17 protein-coding genes are annotated in these 15,867 nt (G+C 68.7%); 7 read left to right on the plus strand and 10 right to left on the minus strand.

All coding sequences use genetic code 11. From position 1 onward, the window contains the following. Nucleotides 1-60: 60 nt before the first annotated feature. Nucleotides 61-1,110: transposase (locus ASF71_RS00005; protein WP_235514054.1), on the plus strand; the 1,050-nt coding region annotated here is incomplete at its 3' end. Between the two features lie 242 nt (nucleotides 1,111-1,352). Beyond that, entirely contained in the window at nucleotides 1,353-1,589 is a 237-nt protein-coding gene (locus tag ASF71_RS25630) for a transposase (RefSeq protein WP_056292992.1), read from the plus strand. A gap of 128 nt (nucleotides 1,590-1,717) precedes the next feature. On the opposite strand, the gene ASF71_RS00015 is transcribed toward ASF71_RS25630, so the two are convergent. Both ASF71_RS00015 and ASF71_RS00020 read right to left on the minus strand, forming a co-directional pair. Continuing rightward, nucleotides 1,718-2,392, minus strand: a complete 675-nt coding sequence (locus ASF71_RS00015) for an HAD family phosphatase (protein ID WP_056292995.1) — start codon at nucleotides 2,390-2,392, stop codon at nucleotides 1,718-1,720. Then, nucleotides 2,389-2,742 (minus strand): histidine triad nucleotide-binding protein, encoded by a 354-nt coding sequence (locus tag ASF71_RS00020; protein ID WP_056294935.1) that lies wholly within the window; start codon nucleotides 2,740-2,742, stop codon nucleotides 2,389-2,391. The genes ASF71_RS00015 and ASF71_RS00020 overlap by 4 nt, the downstream gene beginning before the upstream one ends. A 48-nt stretch (nucleotides 2,743-2,790) precedes the next feature. Here ASF71_RS00020 and ASF71_RS00025 point away from each other — a divergent pair, with 48 nt between their 5' ends. Further along, nucleotides 2,791-3,792, plus strand: coding sequence for an SDR family oxidoreductase (locus ASF71_RS00025; RefSeq protein ID WP_056292997.1), 1,002 nt, complete (start codon nucleotides 2,791-2,793; stop codon nucleotides 3,790-3,792). 205 nt (nucleotides 3,793-3,997) lie between these two features. After that, entirely contained in the window at nucleotides 3,998-4,933 is a 936-nt protein-coding gene (locus ASF71_RS00030; protein ID WP_056293002.1) for a ferritin-like domain-containing protein, read from the plus strand. A 67-nt stretch (nucleotides 4,934-5,000) separates the two neighbouring features. On the opposite strand, the gene nadE is transcribed toward ASF71_RS00030, so the two are convergent. The 3 genes from nadE to ASF71_RS00045 form a co-directional block, all read right to left on the minus strand. After that, complete coding sequence (nadE, locus tag ASF71_RS00035) at nucleotides 5,001-5,837, minus strand: ammonia-dependent NAD(+) synthetase (protein WP_056293006.1); 837 nt, start codon at nucleotides 5,835-5,837, stop codon at nucleotides 5,001-5,003. A 31-nt stretch (nucleotides 5,838-5,868) separates the two neighbouring features. Continuing rightward, the gene (locus tag ASF71_RS00040; protein WP_235514055.1) at nucleotides 5,869-6,603 is read right to left on the minus strand and encodes a hypothetical protein; all 735 of its coding nucleotides are present in this window, start codon (nucleotides 6,601-6,603) and stop codon (nucleotides 5,869-5,871) included. A gap of 65 nt (nucleotides 6,604-6,668) precedes the next feature. After that, a complete protein-coding gene (locus tag ASF71_RS00045) occupies nucleotides 6,669-6,872 on the minus strand; it encodes a helix-turn-helix domain-containing protein (RefSeq protein WP_056293009.1) in 204 nt (67 codons plus the stop codon). A 238-nt stretch (nucleotides 6,873-7,110) separates the two neighbouring features. Between ASF71_RS00045 and ASF71_RS00050 the strand changes: the two genes are divergently transcribed. Both ASF71_RS00050 and ASF71_RS00055 read left to right on the plus strand, forming a co-directional pair. Further along, nucleotides 7,111-7,884 carry a DUF554 domain-containing protein gene (locus ASF71_RS00050; protein WP_056294940.1) on the plus strand — a complete coding sequence of 258 codons (774 nt, stop codon included), beginning with the start codon at nucleotides 7,111-7,113 and terminating at the stop codon, nucleotides 7,882-7,884. Nucleotides 7,885-8,038: 154 nt separating this feature from the next. Next, on the plus strand, nucleotides 8,039-9,322 hold the full coding sequence (locus tag ASF71_RS00055) for a DUF4384 domain-containing protein (RefSeq protein WP_056293013.1): 1,284 nt from the start codon (nucleotides 8,039-8,041) through the stop codon (nucleotides 9,320-9,322). A 207-nt stretch (nucleotides 9,323-9,529) separates the two neighbouring features. Here ASF71_RS00055 and nspC read toward each other — a convergent pair whose 3' ends face one another. The 5 genes from nspC to ASF71_RS00080 form a co-directional block, all read right to left on the minus strand. Continuing rightward, a complete protein-coding gene (nspC, locus tag ASF71_RS00060) occupies nucleotides 9,530-10,750 on the minus strand; it encodes a carboxynorspermidine decarboxylase (protein ID WP_056293015.1) in 1,221 nt (406 codons plus the stop codon). Nucleotides 10,751-10,884: 134 nt separating this feature from the next. Beyond that, nucleotides 10,885-12,489 (minus strand): catalase, encoded by a 1,605-nt coding sequence (locus ASF71_RS00065; RefSeq protein WP_056293018.1) that lies wholly within the window; start codon nucleotides 12,487-12,489, stop codon nucleotides 10,885-10,887. A 274-nt stretch (nucleotides 12,490-12,763) separates the two neighbouring features. Next, nucleotides 12,764-13,117: a hypothetical protein gene (locus ASF71_RS00070; RefSeq protein ID WP_056293022.1), complete on the minus strand. Its 354-nt coding sequence runs from the start codon at nucleotides 13,115-13,117 to the stop codon at nucleotides 12,764-12,766. Between the two features lie 40 nt (nucleotides 13,118-13,157). Then, complete coding sequence (locus ASF71_RS00075) at nucleotides 13,158-14,015, minus strand: SDR family oxidoreductase (RefSeq protein ID WP_056293025.1); 858 nt, start codon at nucleotides 14,013-14,015, stop codon at nucleotides 13,158-13,160. A 72-nt stretch (nucleotides 14,016-14,087) separates the two neighbouring features. Next, nucleotides 14,088-14,516 (minus strand): Rrf2 family transcriptional regulator, encoded by a 429-nt coding sequence (locus ASF71_RS00080; protein ID WP_056293030.1) that lies wholly within the window; start codon nucleotides 14,514-14,516, stop codon nucleotides 14,088-14,090. Between the two features lie 99 nt (nucleotides 14,517-14,615). Here ASF71_RS00080 and ASF71_RS00085 point away from each other — a divergent pair, with 99 nt between their 5' ends. Then, nucleotides 14,616-15,833: a saccharopine dehydrogenase family protein gene (locus tag ASF71_RS00085; RefSeq protein WP_056293034.1), complete on the plus strand. Its 1,218-nt coding sequence runs from the start codon at nucleotides 14,616-14,618 to the stop codon at nucleotides 15,831-15,833. The last annotated feature ends 34 nt before the right edge of the window (nucleotides 15,834-15,867 follow it).

Consider the following 15,867-nt stretch of genomic DNA (forward strand, 5'->3'; position numbering starts at 1 on the left):
GTATCTGATTAGCGACACCGCGAGCCGGACGGCCCCGTCACGTTCGCTAGGATGAGCAGCATGGCCGCCCCACTGACGGAACAGGATCTCTACGAGATCATCCGCAAGCAGGCCGAGCAGATCGAGCAGCTCCAGAAGCGCATCGAGCAGTTGGAGCGTCAGCAACGCAAGTACGCCGCTCCTCACAGCCGGGGGAGTCGGAAGGCCGACCCGAAGACCGCAGGTCGCCGCGCCGGGGAAGGCGTCTTCACGTACAMACGTCCTCCTGCTCGGGAGCAGGAGGACATCGTCATCGACGTCCCAACGCCCAATACCTGCATGGCCTGTGGCTACACAGGCGAGTTGATCTTCACGCGTCACGACCGCGCCTGGATCAGYGATCTGCCCGCTCAGACCGTGCAGATCACGGCGTACCACGTGCCCGTGATGGCCTGCCCGCACTGCGGGCAGGCCGTGCGTGGCGCGCATCCCGACCTTGGGCCCGACCAACGTGGGGCGACGGCCCACCGGTGTGGTCCCCGACTGGTGGCCACCATCCAGGCGTTGCACCATGAGGTCGGTCTCCCACAGCGTCGCATTCCACGGGTGCTGGGGTTGACCACTGGCCTCCAGGTGTCTCAGGGGGCGATAACCCAGGCCGCCCAGCGCCTGGCACGTGACGGAAGTCCACTGGCGATGCACATCGCGTCGCTGGAACAGGAGCTGCGCGCAGCTCCTTACGTTCACCACGACGACACGGGCTGGCGAATGAACGCGACTCAGGCTTGGGTGAGCACCTTTCGCTCGGCCGAGACGGTGCTGTTCCGAGCCAATCTTCAGCACACCAACGTCGAGCTGCGTGCGGTCCTTGGCGACGCCTTCCGCGGAGTTCTGGTGTGCGACCGCTTCAAGGTGTACGACAGTTCCACCCTGGCAGGGGTCGGGCAGCAAAAATGCCTGGCCCACGTCCTGCGGAACGCCCAGATGGCGAGTGAGCAGGCTCAGGGGAAGCGGGGACGAGGCCGGGAGTATGGGCAGCGCCTGGCCGAGGTGTGCCGAGCGTTGATGGCGCTGCATGCCCAGCACCGTCGTGGGGGATGCAACCGGGACGAATATCGACAGCAGGGTGAGNGGGCAGCGCCTGGCCGAGGTGTGCCGAGCGTTGATGGCGCTGCATGCCCAGCACCGTCGTGGGGGATGCAACCGGGACGAATATCGACAGCAGGGTGAGKSMCTCACCCTGCGCCTGGACACGCTCTTGAACAGGCAGCCACTGAAGACCCCGGGGAACGAACGTCTGCGATTGGGGTTGCTGAAACAGCACCGGCAGGGCGCCACTGAAGACCCCGGGGAACGAACGTCTGCGATTGGGGTTGCTGAAACAGCACCGGCAGGGCCGGTTGCTGCGCTTCCTGGTGGACCCGGATATCCCGCCGACGAACAACGCGGCGGAACGCAGCCTGCGGTCGGTGGTGATCGCGCGCAAGGTCTCGCAGTGCAGCAAGAACGCCCTGGGCGCGCAGACGTACATGCGCATCAAGTCGACGGTGGAGACCGCGCGGTTGCGCGGTCAGGACCCCGTTGATGTCCTGATCAGCCTGCGTCGCTAATCACGTACGCAGACGTACATGCGCATCAAGTCGACGGTGGAGACCGCGCGGTTGCGCGGTCAGGACCCCGTTGATGTCCTGATCAGCCTGCGTCGCTAATCACGTACGAAAAAACCTTTGGACTGGTCCTAACCGAGGCCCAGGGCTCCGCGCAGCTCGGTGTGCGAGGCCAGCGTGCGCGTGGCCCCGGCGCTCCGCAGCCCCGCCGCCGTGTCGGGGTGGACATGCCCCCCGGCCAGCAGACCCCAGACGGCAGCGCCCGCTGCCGCGCCTGCCGCCGCGCCGGGCGCGCTGTCCTCGACGACCAGGCAGCGGGCCGGGTCCATGCCCAGCGCCGCCGCCGCGTGGAGGTACAGGTCCGGCAGGGGCTTGCCGCGCCCGCCCACGTCGGCCGGGCTGAAGGCGTACGGGACCAGATCGGCCAGGCCCGCTGCTCCCAGTTTGAGGTGCAGCCGCTCCTGGGCGCTGTTGCTCGCCACCGCCAGCGGCACGCCCGCCGCGTGCAGGCGCTCCAGGGTCAGCCGGGCGCCCTCGATGGCCTGCACGGCGCCCAGCGCCTCGTTCAGCCGCCCGCCCAGCCGATCCTGAAAGTCTGTGGGGGCGGCCCAGCCGTAGGCGAGGCGCAGTTCGTCGAGGACCGGCCCGAAGGTGCGCCCCACCGTGCGGGCGGCGACCTCGGGGGCGGGCAGGTCCAGGCCGTGCTCGCGCAGCACCTCGTGCCACAGTCCGCCGATGAGGCCCTCGCTGTCGATCAGGACACCGTCGAGGTCGAACAGGACCGCTCCGAAGGGAAAGGCGCTCAAAGGTCGCCCCCGGGGCCGCCGTCCCAGCCGGCCAGGATGTGGATGTGGGTGTGGAATACGACCTGCCCGCCGCCGGCGCCGCAGTTGGCGACGAGGCGGTAGTCGGGGGCCTGCTGCCGGGCGATCTCGGTCGCCTTGAGCCACAGCCGGCCCATCTCGCCGGGGTCGGTGATCTCGTCCACGCGGGTGGTCACGCGCTTGGGAATGACGAGCAGGTGAATGGGCGCCTTGGGGGCGATGTCGCGGATGGCGATGTAGTCCGCGTCCTCGTAGACCACGTCGCTCGGCAGCTCGCGGCGAATGATGCGTTCGAAGAGGGTGGGTGGGCGGCCTTGGGCCAGGTTGTCCATGTCTTCACTGTAGGGCGGCGCGTGGGCGCGAGCGGGCACACTCGGTCTATGCGAGTGCCCCGACGAGTGATGCTTCTGGCTGCCGCCGCCGCCCTGGCCGCGCGCCGGACCGTGCAGGCCCCCTACGAGCTGACCGGCCGCAGCGTGCTCATTACGGGCGGGTCCCGTGGCCTGGGCCTGGCACTGGCCCGCGAGTTCGCCGCGCGCGGCGCCCGCCTGACCCTGACCGCCCGCGACGCGGCCGAGCTCGAGCGCGCCGCCGGCGACCTGCGTGCGCGCGGCGCCCAGGTGCATACGGTGGTGGCTGACGTGACCGACGCCGCCGACCTGAACCGCCTCGTCGAGGAGACGGCGCGGGTGTACGGCGGCCTCGACGTATTGGTGAACAACGCTGGCCTCATCCAGACCGGGCCGCTGGAGAACATGACCGAAGGAGACTTCCGCGACATCATGGAGGTCAACGCCTTCGCGCCGCTGCGCCTCACGCGCTGCGCCCTGCCGCTGCTGCGCGCGCGCCGGGGCCGGGTGCTCATCGTGTCGTCAGTGGGGGGCAAGGTCGCCGTGCCGCATCTGGCGCCATACTCCATGAGCAAGTTCGCCTCGGCGGGGCTGGGTCAGGCACTGCGTGCCGAACTTGCCCGCGACGGCGTGGGGGTGACCACCGTTCTGCCGGGGCTGATGCGTACTGGCAGCGCGCGTAACGCCCAGGTCAAGGGACAGCACCGCAAGGAATACGCCCTGTTCGCCACGCTCGACAACCTGCCGGTGCTATCACTGGACGCGGCCGAGGCGGCGCGGCGTACCGTGAACGCCCTTGTGCGAGGTGACGCCGAGGCCATGATCGGCGGCCCCGCCCAGGTGCTGCGCTACGCCCAGGCCCTTGCCCCGCAGCTCACGGCCGACCTGCTGGCCCTGGGTACCCGCTTTCTGCCGGGCCCGACCACCAGCGACCGCGCCGTACCGGGCCGCGAGGTCGAGAGTCCCGTGACGCGCCGCAACCGCATCAAACGTGAGGCCGAGGCCGAGTTCAACGAGGGCGGCCCACTCTAGGATTCGGAGCCGGGTTTCCAGGCGGGCGGGGGAGTCATCCAATCCCGCCTGCCTTGCTTATAGGTGGGTGAACAAGGAAGGGCGCGGTACGGAGACACGTCTCCTACGCCGCCTCACATTCTCCCGCAGGGCGTTTTGCCGGGTACGGTCCGTTCGGGGCCGGCTCAGGGGAACCGTCTGCCCATTGTTCAAGGAGCCAAGGACCATGACCGATCTCAAGAACGCTCAGCCCGCCGAACACCTGACCGACACCACCACCGACGCCGTCCTGAACCGCCGCGCCGCTCTGGGCCTGCTGGGCAAGGTCGGCCTGGGGGCGGCGCTGGGCACGGCTGCCCTGGGCAGCGGCGCGCTCGCGGCTCCGGCCAAGAATATCGACGGCGACGTGCTGAACTTCGCGCTGAACCTCGAATACCTCGAAGCGGCCTTCTACCTCGCGGCTGTGGGCCGGGTGGACGAACTGCGCGCCATCGGCGGCGCCGCCGAGATCCGGCTGCCCGCGAACCTCGACCGCATGCGCGGCATGCAGTTCAAGAACAGCAACGTCGAGGCCCTGGCCCGCGACATCGCCGACGACGAACTGGCGCACGTGAAGTTCCTATACGGCGCGCTGGGCAAGGCGGCGGCTCCCCGCCCCGTGCTCGACCTCTCGGGCGCTTTCGACGCGGCCGGGCGTGCGGCGAGCGGCGGTAAGATCGTGGGCTTCAACCCGTACGCCAACGACCTGTTCTTCCTGCACGGCGCCTTCATCTTCGAGGACGTGGGCGTGACCGCCTACAACGGCGCGGCCACCCTGATCACCAACCCCGCCTATCTCCAGGCGGCAGCGGGCATCCTGGCAGTCGAGGCCTACCACGGCGGCGTGGTGCGCGGCATGCTCTACGAGCAGCGTCAGGTGACGGCGGCGGCCGGGCTGTACGTCGGTCAGGTCATCGACGCCATCAGCGCTCTGCGCGGCAAGGTCGGCGGCGGCAAGGACGCGGGTCTTTCGGACGCGCGCGGCGCCGTCTTCGCGCCTGCCGACCGCAACGCCGTGGCCTACCCGCGCACCACCCGCGAGGTGCTCAACATCGTCTACCTGGCCCCCGGCGCCAGCAAGGGCGGGTTCTACCCCAACGGCCTGAACGGCTCGATCAGGTAAGATCCACTGAACCGAGGGGAAGGGACGGCCAGGGGGTCGTCCCTTTCCCTGCTGTAGGGGATGGCGTCTAGCTGCGCTGCCACCAGGTCTCGAAGGGCGTGACCGGCGTGGCGCGTTTGTGACGGGTGTTCAGATAGAAGCGCTCTAGCGTGGCGGCGGCCTGGACCGGGACCTCACGGCCCTCCAGGTAGTCGTCGATCTGGGCGTAGGTCAGGCCCAGCGCCACCTCGTCGGGGAGGCCGGGGCGGTCGTCTTCGAGGTCGGCGGTGGGCACCTTGCGCCAGGTGCTTTCGGGGGCCCCCAGGTAGCGCAGCAGGGCCGCGCCCTGGCGCTTGGTCAGGCCGGTCAGGGGGGTCAGGTCCACGCCGCCGTCGCCGTACTTGGTGAAAAAGCCCGTCACAGCCTCGGCGGCGTGGTCGGTGCCCACGACCAGCAACCCTTCCTGTCCGGCCAGGGCGTACTGCGCCGCCATGCGTTCACGGGCCTTGAGGTTGCCGCGCACGAAATCGCGCAGCGGCGCGCCCAGTGCAGCCTCAGCGGCGCGCACGCCCGCGTCGGCCGCTTCCTTGATGTTCACGGCCACCGAGCGGTCGGGACGGATGAAGTCCAGCGCCACCTGGGCGTCGGCCTCGTCGGCCTGCACGCCGTAGGGCAGGCGCACGGCCAGGAAGGTCGCCTCTCCGCCGCTGGTCCGCACTTCCTCTGCAGCAAGTTGGCACAGCCGCCCGGCGAGGGTGCTGTCCTGCCCCCCGCTGATGCCCAGCACAAAGCCGCGCGCCGGGGTCGAGCGCAGATACGCGGTCAGGAAGGCGACCCGGCGCTCCACCTCGGTGGCCGGGTCAATGTCGGGCTGCACCTGTAATTCGCGCCGGATTTCGTCACGCAGAAGGGTGGACACGGTCATGCGCGGAGTATGCCACGCCTGCCCGGCGCCCTCAGGTGCGGGGCAGGAAGGCCCACCACAGCGGCGACAAGTCACCGGCCGCCGCCTGGGCATGGGCGTCCTCGGGGCAGTTCAGGGCCAACAGCGCCAGGACCCGTGCCGGGCTGCCGGGGGAGCTGCGGTCCAGTGCCTTCGCAGCGGTGCGTTGTCCCTTCGGGCCCCCCTGCGCGTGTGCCAGCACCGCGAGCAGGTGCGCGTCGGCCGCCTGACCCCCGATCTCGGCCACCTTGAGGCCCTCGGCCAGAGCGCGCAGCGCGGCGAAGCGTTCGCCCACCTGCACGAGCGCCTCGCCGCGCAGGGTGACGGCGACCATGAGCGCGCCGGCGTCTCCTTCCTGCCGGGCGAGATGCAGGGCGGTCTCCGTCGCCGCTCCGGCTTCCGGACCCCTGCCTAGGGGGTCAGCTCCCAGAAAACGCTGCCAGTGGGCGCGGGCCCGCAGCGCCGCGTGGCGCGCAGAGGCCCCCTGGGAAGCGTCCAGCTCGGCCAGGGCGGACCCCGCCTCGCCCAGTCGCAGCCACGCGGCGGCGCGCACGAGGGGACCGTTTCCCCAGGCCAACACCTGCTGGGGCCGCCCCAGTCGCAACGCCAGTTCGGCCGCCTCGGCGCGCTCGTGGGGCAGGGGAGACAGGGCCTCCAGCGCCTGCCGGGCCCCGAGTTCATCGGGACCAGTCAAAGCGGCGCGGCAGGCGGCCAGGGTGTGGGAGGCGCTGGGGGCGGAATGAACCACGCCCGGCAGCATAAGGCGGCCAGGGCCGGGTGGTGGGGAGGGACGGTTGGTGGCGTACCCGGGTTCTACGCGCTCAAGGGGAGTTCCAGGCCCAGGAAGCGCCACAGGGCGCGGCGCGGCACACGCAGGCCGCTCGGATGCTCGACGGCGCTCAGGCGGCCGTCTCTGATCCAGCGGCGCACAGTGCGCTCGTGGGTACTCGTGAATTCGGCCACCTCACTGACCTTGAGCAGCGTGGGCATATTGCGGAACTGATCGGCTAGGGTCACGTCACACCTCCAAAAAGCGCGCGGGGCCGCCACACGGCAGCCCCCACACGGAGTTTCAGATTTTCGCGGTCGGTCTCGCGCCCCTCACCACACACGCCGCCGAGAGGGGGCGCGTATTCACGGAGACAGGGAAGTCGCTTCAACTTGCGCGGAGTGTAACACGGGCACCGTCAGGCGCCCGTCAAGCCTAAACGTTGCCCTACGGGGGCCTCACGCCATGCTCTACAGTCGGCCGAGCATGTCCCTTCTCTCGCAACTGTCCGGTACGTTGATCAACGTCGCCGCCGTGCTGGCGGGCACCCTGGCCGGGCTGCTGGTCGGCGGCCGCCTGCCCGAGCGCACGCAGCGCACGCTGCTCCAGACCCTGAGTCTCGTGACGGTCTATATCGCGCTGGACATGGCCGGCAGCCTGAACCGGGTGAGTGGCGGCAGTGTGCCGGGGGTGATCATCGCCCTGATCGGCCTCGCAGCGGGGGCCATCGTGGGCGAGGCGCTGAAGATTGAGGAGGGCCTGGAGAGGCTGGGCGAGGTCCTGCGCCGCCGCTTCCGGGGCGGGGGCCGCTTCACCGAGGGGTTCGTGGCCGCCAGCCTCCTGTTCTGTATCGGGCCGCTGACGATCATCGGGGGGATTCAGAACGGCCTGACTGGCGACTCGTCGGGCTATGTCCTGAAAAGTACCCTCGACGGCATCGCGGCGCTGGCCCTCTCGGGGGCCTACGGCATCGGCGTCGGTTTCAGCGCCCTGACCATTCTGGTGATCCAGGGGGGCATCAGCCTCGCGGCGGGGGGATTCGCGGCTGGACTGCTGGGCGGAGCCGACCCGGCCATTCTCAAGACGAACCCCTACGTGCTGCTGGTCACGGGGGTGGGTGGCCTGACCATCGTGGGCATCAGCTGGAACCTCATGCTGGCCGGCTTGGGGTTCGAGGACCGCCGCGTGCGGGTGGGTAGTCTGCTGCCGGCGCTGCTCATCGCCCCGGCGCTGCTGTGGTTCCTGAGCCGTTTTTTCTGAACCCCCACGCCGGGCCACACGGCGCATCAGTGGCCGGTCAGGCCGGGTTCATCCGGGCACCATCTGGCGGCCGCTTTCTTTAATTGCTCTTGAGAAGCCGCGCCTGCACGCCAAAATTCAGTTCTTCGTCAGCTTGAGGGCCTAGCGTGACCCCATGAACAAAGTCCTCACCGTGACGGCCCTGCTGGGCCTGAGCAGCGCCGCCTTCGCTGCCCCGCGCATCAGCGCCCAGAGCATCATCGTGAACCCGGCCTCGACGGGGCCGCAGGTGCGCGTGTGGGTCAACCGTGATCCCGACGGGAACGGCAACCCGGTGTACCGCAAGGGTGAGGCGTTCCGGGTGGGCGTGCGGACCTCGCAGGACGCCTACGTGTACCTGTTCAACGTGAACGCCGACGGCCAGATCGACCTGTTCTTTCCCAACGGGTACGAGGCGGGCGACAACGGGCGGAGCAATTTCGTCAAGGCGAACACCAACCGCGTCTTTCCTGGAGCGGGCGCCGACTACTCGCTGAGCGTGGGCGGCCCGAACGGCCAGGACAAGCTGCTGGCGCTGGCGAGCACCCGCGAACTGAACCTCGACGACATCGCCCGCTTTGCCGGCGAGCAGGGCTTCGCACAGGTTCGCTTCCAGGGGCAGGACAACCTCGCCCGCGCCCTGAGCACCCTCGTGACCCCGCTGCCCGGCGACGCCTGGGGCACCGACGTGGCGCTGTTCCGCGTGGGCAACGGCGGCAACGCGAACGCGGGCGGCACCACCGCTACTGGCACCATTACCGAGACGCCCAACACGGTCACGCCCGTCCCCGCGCCGTCCACGCAGCCGGCCCAGCCCGTCACCCAGCCGGTGCCTACGCCGCAGCCCACCGCGCGCATCCAGCCGGGGCAGCGCCAGGACGGCACCTTCGATGGGGCGATGGTCGAGGCCTACGCCCGCCTGCAGGGTGAAAAGAGCCTGGGCAACGCCACGACCTACGCCGTGCCCTGGAGCGACGGCTGGTGGCAGAAGTTTGCCGGCGTCGGTGCCTACGGTCAGGCCGCCTTGCTGCACGCCAACGGGTCGAGCCGCAGCTACGCGGTTCACGGGCGCCTGTTGGAGCGTTACCTCGCCCTGGCGAACGCCGAGAACGGCGCGACCCGCCCGCCCAGCCGCCTGGGCTGGGCTGCCGGCGACGAGAAGGTCATTCCGCGTAACCCCTACGGCACGACCGGCCTATACGGCTTTTTCCAGAACGGAGCGCTGTACGGCACCGAGAAGTTCGGCACCTTCTGGCTCCAGGGCGCGGTGCTCAAGACCTATCAGGGGTTGGGCGGCTCGGGCAGCTTCCTGGGCTTCCCCACCCGTGACCAGTACCAGATCGGCGGAGCCTGGGCGGCCGACTTCGAGGGCGGCACCGTCCGCACCGTGAACGGCGTGCCCAAGGTGTACCGCAAGTAAGCCGTAGCCGGCTGGAGGGTCGTCCACTTTCTAGCTGGGCGGAGCAAGTGGGCAGTTCCCGCCCCTCTCCCTCCGACTTCCCTGCTGGGGGCACAGGCTCCCACCTCTCCCGCTGCCGGCCCGCATTGTGCGCGGGCCGGCCGGGTCAAGAATTGCGGGCGCCCTGGCCGGAAAGTGGCCAGGGCGCCCGCCTGCTGTGCCGGAGCCTCAGCTCAGCTTGGCCTTGAACTCCTCGTAACCGAAGGTCTTGACGCGCTCGTAGTGGCCGCCTGTGTGCAGGATGCCGATGTCAGGGTGCTTGACGCCGTTGAAGAAGGTCGTCTTGACCATCGTGTAATGGATCATGTCGTCAAAGACCACGCGGTCCCCGATGCCCAGTTCCTGTTCGAAGACGTACTCGCCCACCACGTCGCCCGCCAGACAGGTCGTGCCGCCAATGATGTAGGCGTGGCCCGGCGGGGTGTCCACGGCCTCACGGTGGTCGTCCTGCGGCGGGTCGCCCGCGCCCAGAATCCGGGGGCGGTAGGGCATCTCCAGCACGTCGGGCATGTGGGCCGAGACCGACACGTCGAGCAGCGCCGCGTTCTTGACGTTGTGGACCACGTCCAGCACGCTGCTCACCAGCCAGCCGGTCTGCCAGCCGAAGGCGCTGCCGGGTTCCAGGATCACGTGGACATCCCACTTCTCGCGGAAGGCCCGGACCACCCGGATCAGGCGCGCGGTGTCGTAGCCCTCGCGGGTCATGAGGTGCCCGCCGCCGAAGTTGACCCACTTCATGCGGCCCAGGAATTCGCCGAAGTTGCGCTCGACGACCTCCAGCGTACGCTCCAGCGTGTCGGAGTCCTTCTCGCACAGGGTATGGAAGTGCAGGCCGTCCACGCCGTCGAGCAGGTCCTCGCGGAATTCGCGGCGCGTCACGCCCAGGCGCGAGAAGGGGCCGGCAGGGTTGTACAGGTCGGTCTCGACCTCGGCGTACTCGGGGTTGATGCGGATGCCCACGTGCACCACCTTGCCTGCCGTCCGCGCGGCCTGCACCTGCGGCCGGAACCGTTCCCACTGGGAGAACGAATTGAACACGAGGTGGTCGGCCAGCTCCAGAATCGGCCCGAAGTCCTCGTCGCTATAGGCCGGGGCGTAGACGTGGACCTCGCCCTGCATCTCCTCCTTGGCGAGGCGGGCCTCGTTCAGGCTGCTGGCGGTCGCGCCAGTGATGCCGTACTCGCGCAGCCACCCGAAGGCGCTCCACATCGAAAAGCCCTTGAACGCCACGATGATCTGCGCGCCGCTCTCACGCTGCACCTGCGAGATCAGGGCGAGGTTGCGCCGCAGCCGCGACTCGTCGAGTACGAAGGCGGGGCTGGGAATGGCGGCCCAGTCCACCTCGCTCACGGGGGTCACGTCGGGCAGCCGGAAATCGGAGACAGTCACGCCACACAGCCTAGCGGGTTATGGGGCCTGCGGGAAAAGGCCGCGCCTACAGTCGGGCGGGGTAGCCCAGCCTACCGGGAAGGGCGGCGCAAGGTCCGCAGACCTTGCGCCGCCCTGTCTGGAAAGTCAAGCGTTCAGTCGTCCGCGCCGACCGCGTCGCGCTGGGGCCGCAGCGTACCGCCCGCCGCATTGGTGTGCTTCTCGGTCAGGATGGTCCTGAGCTCCGGCTCGGCGGTGAATTCGGGCTTCTTGAGGCTAACGCGCACACCCGCGCCGAGACGGGCATCCACCTTGTCGAGCAGCCCGAGGTACCGCTGCTGGATAAATTCAGGCGCGCCGCCGAGGTGCCGGGCGAAGTTGTCGTACATACGCCCCTGCTCGGCCTCGTCCAGTAGGCGGAACAGTTCGCCGGGCTGCGCGAAGTAGTCCTCGTCGGTCCCCGGCCAGTCGTAGCGCGCCGCGTCGCCGCCCAGGCGCAGGGCAGGCTCGGTAGGTCGCTGGTCGTCCTGCACCGGGCCGCCGAAGGAGTTGGGCTCGTACACCGGCTGACCGCCCTGGTTCAGGTCGAAGTGCGTCTGGCCGTCCTTGTGGTAGGTGTGGACCGGCGAGACGGCGTGGTTGACCGGCAGGGCCGCGTAGTTCACGCCAATGCGGTAGCGGTGGGCGTCGGCGTAGCTCATCAGGCGGGCCTGGAGCATCTTGTCGGGGCTGAACCCGAAGCCGCGCGGCGCGTTGCTCGGCTCGAAGGCCGACTGCTCAATCTGCGCGAAGAAGTTCGTCGGGTTCTCGTTCAGCTCGAACTCGCCCACTTCCATCAGAGGGTAGTCGGCGTGCGGCCACGTCTTCGTGAGGTCGAAGGGATGGATGTGGTACGTCTCGGCGTCGGCCTCGGGCATGACCTGAATGCTGACCTTCCACTTCGGGTAATCGCCGTTCTCGATGGCCGTGAACAGGTCCTGGCGGTGGAAGTCGGGGTTCTTGCCCGCGATCTCGGTCGCCTCGTCCTCGGTCAGGTTCTGGACGCCCTGCTGGGTATGGAAGTGCCACTTGACGTAGTAGCGCTCGCCCGCGTCGTTCCACAGGCTGTAGGTGTGGCTGCTGTAGCCGTTTATGTGGCGGTAGCTGCGCGGAATGCCGCGGTCGCCGAACATGTACACGACCTGATGCATGCTCTCGGGGCTCAGGCTCCAGAAGTCGAACATCATCGTCTCGCTGCGGCGGTCGGTCACGGGATGGCGCTTCTGCGAGTGGATGAAGTCCTGGAACTTGATGCCGTCCCGCACGAAGAACACCGGCGTGTTGTTGCCGACCATGTCCCAGTTGCCTTCCTCGGTATAGAACTTCAGCGAGAAGCCGCGCGGATCGCGCACCGTGTCGGCGAACCCCTGCTCGCCCGCCACCGTCGAGAAGCGCGCCAGCATGCGGCACTGCTTACCTACCTCGCTGAACAGTGCGGCGTTGGTGTACTTGCGGATGTCAGCCGTCACCGTAAAGGTGCCGAAGGCCCCGCTGCCCTTGGCGTGCACCACGCGCTCGGGCACGCGCTCGCGGTTGAAGATCGCCATCCGCTCAAGCAGGTGGTGGTCCTGTAGAAGCACCGGACCACGCGGCCCGGCCGTCACCGAGTTCTGGTTGTTGGCGACCGGATTGCCCGCGCTGTTGGTGAGGGTGGTGCTGCTGGACTTGGGGGCCTGCATGTCGCCGGGTTCGCTGGGTTTGAAGACTTTTTCGCTGCTCATGGGGCTGCTCCTTGAAGAGGAAGGGAGGATGGGCTCTTACCTAACCTACCGGTCAGCAGTTTTCGCCCCGTGAGAAGGAGCTTTACGGATGCCCCTACGAAGGTCCCGCTTTTCTCACGCCTTCCTGGAAAAAGCTCCCCGAGTCTTCATCTCCGGGAGGAGGGCCGTTTCAGGGCATGCTGGTGTCTTTTTAGAGTGTCCGTTCTGCCTGAACTACACCCCGCTGCTCAGAAAGCGAGTACGGCGAAACGGGCCCGGACCGGCGCACGGCTGCTCAGCGGGGCACGCGGTATTGCCGGCCGCTGCCGGTCGACAGCACGACCGCCACCTGACCGCCGCGCACCTCGGCCACGCAGCTCTGGACGCTGCCAGGAGCGCTCCGGGCCGGCAGCACCTGAGCACAGGGCACGTCGTAGGACACGCCCGTCTGGGGCGGCGCCTGGAGGGCGGCCGTGTAGACCGCCTGACCGTAGTCGCGCACCTGCCGCCCGCCCCAGGCCACATACGCGGTGGCCGCGCTCACGAGCGTGACGAAGCCCAGCAGAATCATCCAGAAGGTGCGGGCGGAGCGTGCCCGTTCCTCGGGGGTCACTTCACGGGGGGGCAGCTTGGGTTTCAGACCGGTCACGTGCCCCAGCCTAGAGCACGGCTGGGGCACGCGGCCGGGTTCAGTTGCCGAGTTGCGCGGCCACGCCCTGGGCCAGCGTGGTCGTGGGACGGCCGATCAGGTTGCGCAGGTCACTGCTGCTGGTCGCCAGTTCGCCGCGCTTGACGCCGCCGTCGCTGCTAGCGAGCATCTGCGCGACGGGGGTCGGTAGGCCAAAGCCTTCCAGGGTCTTTTCGTATTCGGCCTCGGGCAGGTCGTGGTAGGCCACGTCCTTGCCGCCTTGGCGCCCGATCTCGGCGGCTAGTTCGGCGAGCGTGAAGCCCTCGTCGCCGCCCAGTTCGTAGGTCTTGCCGGCGTGGCCCTCCGTGCTCAGGACGGCGGCGGCGGCCTCGGCGTAGTCGCGGCGCGCGGCGGCGTTGATCCGGCCCTCGCCGGCCGCGCCCAGCACCGCGCCCGCGCCCAGTGACTGCGCCGCGTTGTAGTTCTCCAGGTACCAGCCGTTGCGCAGCAGCACGTAGGGCACGCCGCTGGCCTTCAGGATCGCCTCGGTCGCCTGGTGGTCGGCGGCCAGCGACATCCGCGCCGTGTCGGCCCCCAGCAGGCTGGTGTAGGCCAGCAGCTCCACGCCCGCCGCCTTCGCGGCCTTGATCACGGTGCGGTGCTGCCCGGCGCGGTCCTCCATGCTGCTGCTGCTGATGAGCAGGAGGCGGTCCACGCCCGCGAGGGCCTGCGCCCAGCCCTCAGGCTGCGTGTAGTCGGCCTGGCGCACGTCCACGCCCTGTGCGGCGAGCGCCTGCGCCTTCTGCGGGTCGCGGACGACGGCGACGATGTCGCCCGCCCGGACGCCCCGGTCCAGCAGGGCCTGCACGGTGAGGTGGCCGAGGTGGCCGGTGGCGGCGGTAACAGCGATCTTGGTCATGGGGAACTCCTGGGCCGCGTGGGGCGGCGGGGAATGGTGTAGAGAAAAGATCTACACCTGGGCGAAAAAAAGTCAGGCGGGAGAGGGCATCTGTTCTATGCGGGTCTGGAGGTCGCCCAGCACGCCTTCGAGGGTATGCGCCGCGAGTTCGGCCTCCAGGGCATCCTGCGCCCGGCGCGAGGTCACGTCGAGCACCGCCTGGATGTTCGCGCCTACCGGACAGGCGATATTCGGCCGGGGGTGGTGCTTGAGCATCTGCTCGGGGGCATTCACGGCGCGGTACACGTCGAGCAGCGTGATGTCGCGCGGGGGACGGGCGAGCCGGGCCCCCGGCACCCCGCGGCGCGTCTCCAGCAATCCGGCGCGGCGCAGCAGACCTGTCACGGTCCGGATCACGACCGGGTGCACGCCCACGCTGCCGGCCAGTTCCTCCGAACTGGACGCGGGCTGGGAGTCGAGCAGCGACAGGATATGCACGGCGACGGCGTACTGGTGATTCACGGGGAGGCCTCCTGACCTGTCATCAATTTAGTGACACCTGAGCGGCGTGTCAAGTCCCGGCTGACGGTCTCCGGGGGCGGGTCGGGTAGACTGCCCCCCATGAGCAAGGTCATCATCATCGGGGCGGGCGGCGTGGCGAACGTCGTCGCCAAGAAGTGCGCGCAGAACGACTCGGTCTTCACCGAGGTCCTGATCGCCACCCGCACGGTCAGCAAGGCCGACAAGATCGTGGCCGAAATCCACGAACACATGCCGAACAGCAGGGCCGTCTTCACGACCGCCACGGTGGACGCCGACAACGTGCCCGAACTCGTCAAGCTCATCCAGGGCTTCGGTCCCGAACTCGTCATCAACGTGGCGCTGCCCTACCAGGACCTCACGATCATGGACGCCTGTCTGGAAACCGGCGTGCACTACCTCGACACCGCCAACTACGAACCCAAGGATGTGGCGAAGTTCGAGTACTCGTGGCAGTGGGCCTATCAGGACCGTTTCCGCGAGAAGGGCCTGACGGCGCTGCTGGGCTGCGGGTTCGACCCCGGCGCCACGCAGGCCTTCACCGCCCACCACGCCAAGCACCACTTCAAGGAAATCCACTACCTCGACATCGTGGACTGCAACAACGGCGACCACGGCAAGGCGTTCGCCACCAACTTCAACCCCGAGATCAACATCCGCGAGATCACCGCGAACGGGCGGTACTGGGAAAATGGCGAGTGGGTCGAGACGCGTCCCCTCGAAATCTCGCAGGACATCTACTACCCCAAGGTCGCTACGCGCAGGAGCTACGTGCTGTACCACGAGGAGCTCGAATCGCTCGTCAAGCACTTCCCGACCATCAAGCGCGCGCGCTTCTGGATGACCTTCGGTGAGGCGTACATCAAGCACCTCAGCGTCCTCGAGGGCATCGGCATGACGAGCATCGAGCCCATCGAGTTCCGGGGCCAGCAGGTCGCGCCCATCGAGTTCCTCAAGGCCGTGCTGCCCGCGCCCGAGTCGCTCGCTGAGAACTACACCGGCCAGACCTGTATCGGCGTGCAGGCCAAGGGCATCGGCCACGACGGCGAGGAGAAGGTCCACTTCGTCTACAACGTCAAGGACCACGCCGAGTGCTACCGCGAGGTTCAGGCGCAGGGCGTCTCGTACACCACCGGCGTGCCCGCCATGATCGGCGCGATGCTCATGCTGCAGGGCAAGTGGCTGCAGCCGGGCGTCTGGAACGTCGAGCAGCTCGACCCCGATCCCTTTATCGCCGCCATGAACACCTGGGGCCTGCCGGTGGACGAACTGGCCGGGATCGAACTCGTCAAGGCCTGAGGCCGGGTGACGGGGGGCGCCGGGGCGAAGGCCT

Origin of the sequence: Deinococcus sp. Leaf326 (genome assembly GCF_001424185.1) — a bacterium.
In the GTDB taxonomy this organism is placed as follows: domain Bacteria; phylum Deinococcota; class Deinococci; order Deinococcales; family Deinococcaceae; genus Deinococcus.

Bases quoted from the DNA above. Each gene is read 5' to 3' on its own strand.
- ASF71_RS00030 (WP_056293002.1), top strand. From the start codon at position 3,998: ATGACCGATCTCAAGAACGCTCAGCCCGCCGAACACCTGACCGACACC.
- nadE (WP_056293006.1), bottom strand. From the start codon at position 5,837: ATGACCGTGTCCACCCTTCTGCGTGACGAAATCCGGCGCGAATTACAG.
- ASF71_RS00085 (WP_056293034.1), top strand. From the start codon at position 14,616: ATGAGCAAGGTCATCATCATCGGGGCGGGCGGCGTGGCGAACGTCGTC.
- ASF71_RS00050 (WP_056294940.1), top strand. From the start codon at position 7,111: ATGTCCCTTCTCTCGCAACTGTCCGGTACGTTGATCAACGTCGCCGCC.
- ASF71_RS00025 (WP_056292997.1), top strand. From the start codon at position 2,791: ATGCGAGTGCCCCGACGAGTGATGCTTCTGGCTGCCGCCGCCGCCCTG.
- ASF71_RS00055 (WP_056293013.1), top strand. From the start codon at position 8,039: ATGAACAAAGTCCTCACCGTGACGGCCCTGCTGGGCCTGAGCAGCGCC.
- ASF71_RS00075 (WP_056293025.1), bottom strand. From the start codon at position 14,015: ATGACCAAGATCGCTGTTACCGCCGCCACCGGCCACCTCGGCCACCTC.
- ASF71_RS00065 (WP_056293018.1), bottom strand. From the start codon at position 12,489: ATGAGCAGCGAAAAAGTCTTCAAACCCAGCGAACCCGGCGACATGCAG.
- ASF71_RS00020 (WP_056294935.1), bottom strand. From the start codon at position 2,742: ATGGACAACCTGGCCCAAGGCCGCCCACCCACCCTCTTCGAACGCATC.